Source organism: Dickeya chrysanthemi NCPPB 402 (assembly GCF_000406105.1).
GTDB classification, from domain to species: Bacteria; Pseudomonadota; Gammaproteobacteria; order Enterobacterales; family Enterobacteriaceae; genus Dickeya; species Dickeya chrysanthemi.
The window spans coordinates 1706222-1713406 of sequence record NZ_CM001974.1 but is presented as its reverse complement, the minus strand read 5'-3'; the positions used below and the strand labels follow the sequence as shown (position 1 = coordinate 1713406).

The 7185-nt window shown below is 35.7% G+C and carries 7 protein-coding genes; 4 read left to right on the top strand and 3 right to left on the bottom strand.

Annotated features, from left to right (window positions below; translation table 11 throughout):
* The coding region (locus tag DCH402_RS07710; RefSeq protein ID WP_040003490.1) for a DNA-directed RNA polymerase subunit beta at positions 1 to 551 on the bottom strand (551 nt) is incomplete at its 3' end.
* Positions 552 to 1183: 632 nt separating this feature from the next.
* On the opposite strand from DCH402_RS07710, the gene DCH402_RS07705 reads away from it, so the two are divergent.
* Positions 1184 to 1561 carry a hypothetical protein gene (locus DCH402_RS07705; RefSeq protein ID WP_040000587.1) on the top strand — a complete coding sequence of 126 codons (378 nt, stop codon included), beginning with the start codon at positions 1184 to 1186 and terminating at the stop codon, positions 1559 to 1561.
* Between the two features lie 266 nt (positions 1562 to 1827).
* On the top strand, positions 1828 to 2649 hold the full coding sequence (locus tag DCH402_RS07700) for a DUF4238 domain-containing protein (protein WP_040000586.1): 822 nt from the start codon (positions 1828 to 1830) through the stop codon (positions 2647 to 2649).
* 63 nt (positions 2650 to 2712) lie between these two features.
* Here DCH402_RS07700 and DCH402_RS07695 read toward each other — a convergent pair whose 3' ends face one another.
* Positions 2713 to 3408 (bottom strand): hypothetical protein, encoded by a 696-nt coding sequence (locus DCH402_RS07695; RefSeq protein ID WP_040000585.1) that lies wholly within the window; start codon positions 3406 to 3408, stop codon positions 2713 to 2715.
* A 353-nt stretch (positions 3409 to 3761) separates the two neighbouring features.
* Here DCH402_RS07695 and DCH402_RS07690 point away from each other — a divergent pair, with 353 nt between their 5' ends.
* Positions 3762 to 4304, top strand: a complete 543-nt coding sequence (locus tag DCH402_RS07690; protein WP_011093223.1) for a hypothetical protein — start codon at positions 3762 to 3764, stop codon at positions 4302 to 4304.
* Positions 4305 to 4310: 6 nt separating this feature from the next.
* On the opposite strand, the gene DCH402_RS07685 is transcribed toward DCH402_RS07690, so the two are convergent.
* Positions 4311 to 5060, bottom strand: a complete 750-nt coding sequence (locus tag DCH402_RS07685; RefSeq protein WP_040000584.1) for a hypothetical protein — start codon at positions 5058 to 5060, stop codon at positions 4311 to 4313.
* Positions 5061 to 6402: 1342 nt separating this feature from the next.
* Between DCH402_RS07685 and DCH402_RS07680 the strand changes: the two genes are divergently transcribed.
* Positions 6403 to 7104 carry a hypothetical protein gene (locus tag DCH402_RS07680; RefSeq protein ID WP_040000583.1) on the top strand — a complete coding sequence of 234 codons (702 nt, stop codon included), beginning with the start codon at positions 6403 to 6405 and terminating at the stop codon, positions 7102 to 7104.
* The last annotated feature ends 81 nt before the right edge of the window (positions 7105 to 7185 follow it).

Genomic DNA, 7185 nt, shown 5'->3' with positions numbered 1-7185 from the left:
GGAGCGGCCCAGCCGTTATTGGTTTTCACCAGAACAATTTTGGCCTCTTCTAGTTCAGCCATCCCCTTAACACCAGAGAAAGCTTTTTTATCCACCCAGCCCGGAACGTCATCGAGTTTCCACGTATAGGTCACTTGCGTCATTTTAACGCCATTACCTTCACTCGGTTCAGTCCAGCTTGTAACCTCAGCGACGATACGATGACCAACACAAGCACCTTCCTCACGGTTCCAAAATTCAGCCTCTTGTCCTTTGTCTGTAATCTCCAGAACATCAACGCTGCTAAAGCCATTTGCCTGTTGTGAAACAGTGAGCAGCCCCTGCTCAACAAGCCCTTTAAGGATTTCATCACTGGCACTGTATCCAGCAGAACGATAACCACGGTTAACCTTAATCGGAAAACCTTTGTTGAACGCAAAGTCATTGTTCTGCAGTGAGTAGCACAGCTTGGACTTTGATATTTGCGCGTTAATCGCTTTTTCAAAGTCGCCTTTCTCACCACATCCCGCCAGAACAAGAGCCGTGCAAGTAACGAGTAAAACCTTCTTCATCTTCCTATCCATCCTGATAATCAAAAATGCTGTTATGTAGAGGAGGTCTGCTATGCCCCTGTAACCGTTAAAGCTTGTTCTTACTGGCATAACACGGCAAAACTACCTGATTAACCAATTGATAGGATTCAATTATTTTTGAGGTCCGTCATATCGTTTGTAACGATCAAAAACAAAATAACGATAGATATTAACTATTATTACTTGCATATTCGATCGATTAAAACAATTAAAACACCGATCGAAAAAGCATTATTAATCGCCAATAACTATCAATATCAATTTATCGATCTGTTTTATCGATCATTTTCTTGCTAGATGAATCGTTACTGGATAAAGTGAGCGACAGGACTACAGGATGATTTATACGCAGGTTCAAGCAGGTGGGGCCACAGGCCGTAAGACCTGCTACAGAAGCGGTTCTATAGCCATTACATCGCTGTTATCAATGCAACATCAGGGAAAACAACCATAAGGGATGCCGTTAGCTAATTAGATAGAAAAACTCATAGGCTTCTGATAAGCGGCTTTCTTTGCCAGCCATTAACACAAATTTAATAGCCAGAGGTATATCGCATCTGGCCCCGGCTTCTTTACGCCTGTTTTACGTTTACTGTTTATATGGAGTTAACATGAAAAAACTGTTTATCGCTGCGTTGGTGATCCTTCCTCTTACCGCTTGCACAACCTATGGCAACAAATCCCTGAAAGATGAATCCCAGCAGACTGTAAAAACCAAAATCGTTAAAGGGAAAACTACCCAGCAGGAAATCTTAGCTGCATTCGGGGAACCACAAACACGAGCCACCACTGATGGTCAGGAAATGTGGTCCTACTCCAGCATGTCAGGCGAAAGCCAGATCTCGAACTACATCCCCGGTTTGGCCCTGCTGAAGAACAGCAACACCGCTCATATGAACTCCCTTGAAATCTGGTTTAAAGGGAATGTTGTTGACCGATATAATTTCAGTCAGACGGCGAGTAAGGTTTCTCGTGGGTTGTTGGACTAAATATTTGTGCATTGGATGCCGTCATTTTTCCTTGACGGCATAATATTAAAAAAAATTTATGTAGACAGAGAAACCTATACTTAATCATGTAGATATCCCGCCAAAAGAAAGTTCGCCACATAATCCTGTTAATTTCCTATCAAAAGAAAAGGCATTACTTTTCTTACACTTGTCAATCATCAAGATTATCGGTAAAATACTAATCTTCCCTTAAAGGTTCATCAAACCATATAAATTATAATCAGGGCATTTAACAAGGGGTATCTGTGGGAAAACAAACTAATCACCATTTCATTCCAGCCTGCTACCTTAAAGGTTTTACCAATGGAGGGGAAAGGGATTCAAGATTTTGGGCTTTCCCGAAAGATGGTGTGAAAAAAACATATGGAACAAATCCTAATGATGCCTGTTCGAAAAATAATTATTATAAACTTGAAAATAACACGAACCCATTACTGATAGAAAAATGGTATGGAGATGTTGTTGAACCTAAAATTGGAAAATTTCTTGATGATTTAAAATTAAATATGATTTTCAATAAAGACAATGAAGGATTTATTTGGTTATTATCCTCACTTTTCTTGAGAACACCTTTATGGAGGAATAACATTGAATCTCCGCTTAGGAGATGTAAAGAAATAGCGATAAGCATGAAAAATGACATTGATACTGCTGGAGGGAATTTAGATATTTCTGGTGTCGATTTTATAAAGGATGATATTATTTGCATTGAGCTAGAGCAGATAAAAACGGTTGCTAATAGCTTATTTTATTTCAATTTTAAGTTATGCACAACTCAAGACAATATAAATATAATCACAAGCGACGCTCCGTTTATTTTAGCTAATCCTGACAGGAAAATTTTTGGTTTATTATCAATAGGGACTATATTACTTATCCCTATAAATAAAAACATGTATATTGTAGGAACGAAAGATATACCGTTAAATGGAACACATTACGCTAGCAAATATGATGTTGCTAACATTAACACTATTATATGGAACGCTTCTGAAGAAAGAGTTTTTTCAAATAATGAGAGATTCATCATGCTAGATAATGATGATAATACAATTTTTTATCCGTAGACATTAATTGATATTAATAAAATTCGACTCATAATTAAAGGTATACATCTTTCGCATAGTTACTTAATGTGAAATAATTTCTCTAAACATCACAACAGCGATCTTAAGCCTATCAACAGCCTTAGATAACGCTTCATAGAGATCGCCCTCAATCTCATGCTCGAACTCACCGTTTCTGAACATTACCACATAGCCATCGGTCAGATCTCGGATGTGCGCAAGGTTTATCGGCTCTATAGCTATTCTGATGTCTGTACTTTTGTATTCCGCTACTGGATAGCCCATGTCCGTGTGAAGTACGATACCGCCAGAGGCTTCCAGTTCGGATAAGAAGACATCTTCTGTTATGGCTGCACGCAGATCCTGTAGGCCAAGTGCATTCATCAATGCGGGTTCATCTGAGGTATTGGCTTTCACTCTGCCACAGTAATAATAATCATCCAAAACACTAACGGGCGTGTTGGGATGCTGACTGTTGTAGATTTTTGTTTCTGACATCAACGATCTTATTGTTTCTTCACTTACTTGGCTGAGTTCAGAAATCAATCTTCCATACACATTTACCATTCGCTCCTTATCGCAATCATTTGCTGATTCAGATAGGAAGAAAGAATGGTAATCTTTGACATAGATGTTATTGTTGTTTTCGAGGGTAAGCTTTATCCCACATTCATTCTCTTCAACATCTTTAACAACACAAGTCATAAATGGTATTTTATCATTAGTATTAAATAGTGTGATGATTTTAATATTAGTCATTTTTTATTTTCCTTTTTGTTTTATTTTTAATACCATGTTTATTATAGGCAAATCAAATTTAACTCATATAAATAATACGTTACCCAGCGTTTCAATATGAAATACCTTCGTGTAGCTCTTTTACTCAATCACTGAAAATTATCTTTGTGAATACCCCTCATCATGAATATGATCTCAGTCGAATAACTACTTTGTTAATACAAAACTTGCCTTCTCTCCGCATTCGAATCGATATGCTATTTTTTATAAAAATAAAATTTTCATTCTTTGTTTTACCTTTTATTTTAAAGAATATTGATGTAAGATATGAACGTAAAAAATACAACTAATAAAATATATACGGACAAGAATTTATGATTAACAGAGATTTTCAGCATCTAAATGGACTGTTAAGTGATTTTTTCTCTCAAAAAAATATTCAACAAAAACTACATATCATTCATGAACACAAAATAACCGGATGGGAAATTTGGTTGCAAGTTGAATTTGCGAATATGTTGGCAAATACTGAACATTTATACTGGCGAGAACAGATACTTGAGTTTGATTATCGTCAAAATAAAGAAAAATATTATTTCCGCCCAGATTTTCTACTACGTAAAAAAGGATGGGTACAAGAAAGATACATGGCAATTGAATTTAAGCAGAATCCTAATCCAACAACTTGTGTTAAGAATATGGCTAGCGATCTGAAAAAAATCGGTCAGATGCGAAAATCCGAACTAGATCTTCGCAGTGTCTGGGCTGTTGGTATCACAAAGGTAATAGAAAATGATCAGCTTCATTCACTTGCTGAAACTTACCTTGATAAAAAATACTATCAAACCAAAAATTTTAATAAACATATCCAGCACTACCCAATAGGAAATACGCCCTATTGCTACATAATAATGTGACTAATTTTAAATACTGTGCCAATCTAATGGTTCTTCTGGTGGTAAAAGAGTGGTATATCCATCCATGCTTTTACTCATCATTTCCCCTTGGGACTTTTTAGCCTGTAATCTTACGATTAACGCATCTATATCTTCTTGGCTACTTACATCTTCTATGACTGACTCAATTGACTTATTTTTTCCTTTAACATTATTATTACTACCATCATTGCTGACCACGCTTTCGGGTTGTTCTTCCATTGCTTCTTTCTTTTTTATAATCTCTGAAACAAAGCGAGCACGATCACCATTGAAAACAATAGCAGGGTTTATGAAATACCAGTTTTTCTCATTGGTTTTAGCAATGATACGTTTTTCGATAAGTTCTTTTATCCCTCTGTAAAAGATTGATTCAGACAAAACAAAGTGATCTATCTTTTCCGCAAGCGACATTGCTTTTTTACAACTCAGGTAAAAGTGATCTTTTCCTATCGCATCCTGATAAATACGTAAAAAGATAAAAAATACTTTATAGGCAGTTTTCGTGAGATCAAAGTACGCTTTTATCTGAGAGGTATAGAGTTTAATAAACTCTTCTTTATCGACCTCTTGTGTATGTACGATATTGGCGAAGTAGCTTTTACTGGTATCTTTTTTTTCAATAAGTTCCGTTCCTCGTGAAACAGTCAGATTTTTCTTTCGGGTTTCAATCTTTAGTTCTGTATCAAAGCAAAAAGGGTTTAAGCCTAAATCCAAGTCAACAACTATTTCATTCATCATGTGTTTCCTCTTATTATTTTATTTATAATAAATTAAATACCATGAACAAAATAGATATCAAGTTTTTTTGCATATTTTTTTTGCGGAAATATTTTAAAAAACGCAACTATTCCAGTGACGATAATTTAAAGCACTGTCGTTTTTAAGCTATAAAATGACATATAAACTGACTGCAAAGTCAGGAAAGCTCACTGTGCAGTCAGGAATACTGACTATAGAGTCAGGAACACTGACCGTACAGTCAGTCGCATACTTTCGTCCTAAGCCTTATACCGCAAGGGCTACAGGCCGATTTTTCCTTAATTTAATTTTGCAAGAAGTAAGAGATAATACTTAAGAGGATTAAAAGAAACCGGGCGATTTTTATGATCGCCATACAGGGTTTCAACATTAAAAGTGATTAGTCATTTATGTGTAAAATTTGCATTTTTTATTGTGAAGCTTTCCTTCCTATTTTATTAAAACCTTTTTTTGAAAATCACCATCTTCTATGAGCTAACGCTCATGTGCTATCGAAAACGATGAACCTGTTTTCATGAGCACGGCTACGCCCTGACTCTGACATTAATATATTTTATCTTGAAATGGTATTTTTAATATTTGATAGTAAGGACGAAAAAGATCTGTTTTAGATCGTTTTATCATCAAATTATAAATTTGATCCTATGTTCGAACATAGTATTACCGCGATAACATATAGCATTTGCTCTTAAACGTATAGGAAAACTATACTCAGAGAAGCAGCACTTCGTGATTGTCCGAAACAATCACATTGCTGAAACAGGGCTTGTCCCTGTTAATGATGGATTTATCCATAAAGAATTGCGGCGACAGCCGCCAATAAAATAAAGGTAAAACAATTGCAGTATTCCTAAGATGCCAGCAGCGCTTCGTGATTGTATGAAAAAATCACATCGCTGAATATAAATACAAAGAAAAATCAAGCAAAATAACAAGGTGCCATTTGTTTGGCACAAGTTTCCCTTTTACTATATTAGTACTAGATATTACGGACCGTTTTTAATTTTATTATCATACAGTTATATGGTAAAAGGTTATTAAAAATAAGAACTAGTGAATATCAAGGGTTATTGATTTTACAAACTAGAGTTATTAAATTCAATAACCTTAGTTTCACGACGTTATAATAACACTAAAAAAGAATATAGCTTTCATACTGGCGGCATCTCCAGTTTAACTAAACTTTATCCAGTTCGGGATATAACTGGATGACCTGCCAGTTTCTTTAAACTTTTTCCATTTATTTTTGACTTTATTATTGACGATCAGGTTTAATCTGTTATGTATTAAAAAATAAGAACAATAAAAGGAGACTATTATGAGCATTATCGATTTTAAGCACTTGCATGAACTATCATCCTTCCAACTACAACAGTATATTGATGATAACAACTTTACACCGGAACAGCGATTACAGATTTTTGAGCACTATCATAGCAAGCATAAAGACACGACCAACATATATCAGCGAAAAGAAAACATTAAATCCATCAAAAAAGATGTCGATTATGTTCATCTCTTTACGAAAAACTTTGAATGCCTTGCTGAACTTGATATTACCAAAACTGAACTGAAGGTGATTGCTAAAATCCTTAATAAAATGGAATTCGGCAATTTGTTTCATATTTCTCAAGCGGCACTCTGTCGTGACTTGGGCATAGGGAAATCGAATATGTCGCTCATCTTTAAAAAGCTAAAAACCAAGGGGATTATCATCGATAAAGATGGTGATCTTTTTATGAACTCCAATATCTTTTTGAAAGGCCAAGCACATAGCATTAATATGAAACAACGCCCTAATGTTAAAAAGGCACAGGGATTTAATGCTAATAACGAACCAGCATTTGATAATGTTTATACTTTTAATCAAACAAATGATTCTAACAATCAACCGACAGAGGGAACGACTGCATCTGCGCAGCCTAAAAAACCTGAGAACTGTTCTGACAAGGAAACAGATCCAGCACTGACCCTGCAATATCCAAAAACAGCAGAGCCAGTTTATGATGATGTGGAATAAATAAGCAACGAAGCGTGCCTTAACAACGGGCACAATGATGACGACCATTTCGAGGATGTCCTCGGTATGGTGGTATCCCCC

Excerpts from the sequence above, each read along its gene's own strand:
- DCH402_RS07705 (WP_040000587.1), top strand. The coding sequence starts at position 1,184 with ATGAAAAAACTGTTTATCGCTGCGTTGGTGATCCTTCCTCTTACCGCT.
- DCH402_RS07695 (WP_040000585.1), bottom strand. The coding sequence starts at position 3,408 with ATGACTAATATTAAAATCATCACACTATTTAATACTAATGATAAAATA.
- DCH402_RS07690 (WP_011093223.1), top strand. The coding sequence starts at position 3,762 with ATGATTAACAGAGATTTTCAGCATCTAAATGGACTGTTAAGTGATTTT.
- DCH402_RS07685 (WP_040000584.1), bottom strand. The coding sequence starts at position 5,060 with ATGAATGAAATAGTTGTTGACTTGGATTTAGGCTTAAACCCTTTTTGC.
- DCH402_RS07680 (WP_040000583.1), top strand. The coding sequence starts at position 6,403 with ATGAGCATTATCGATTTTAAGCACTTGCATGAACTATCATCCTTCCAA.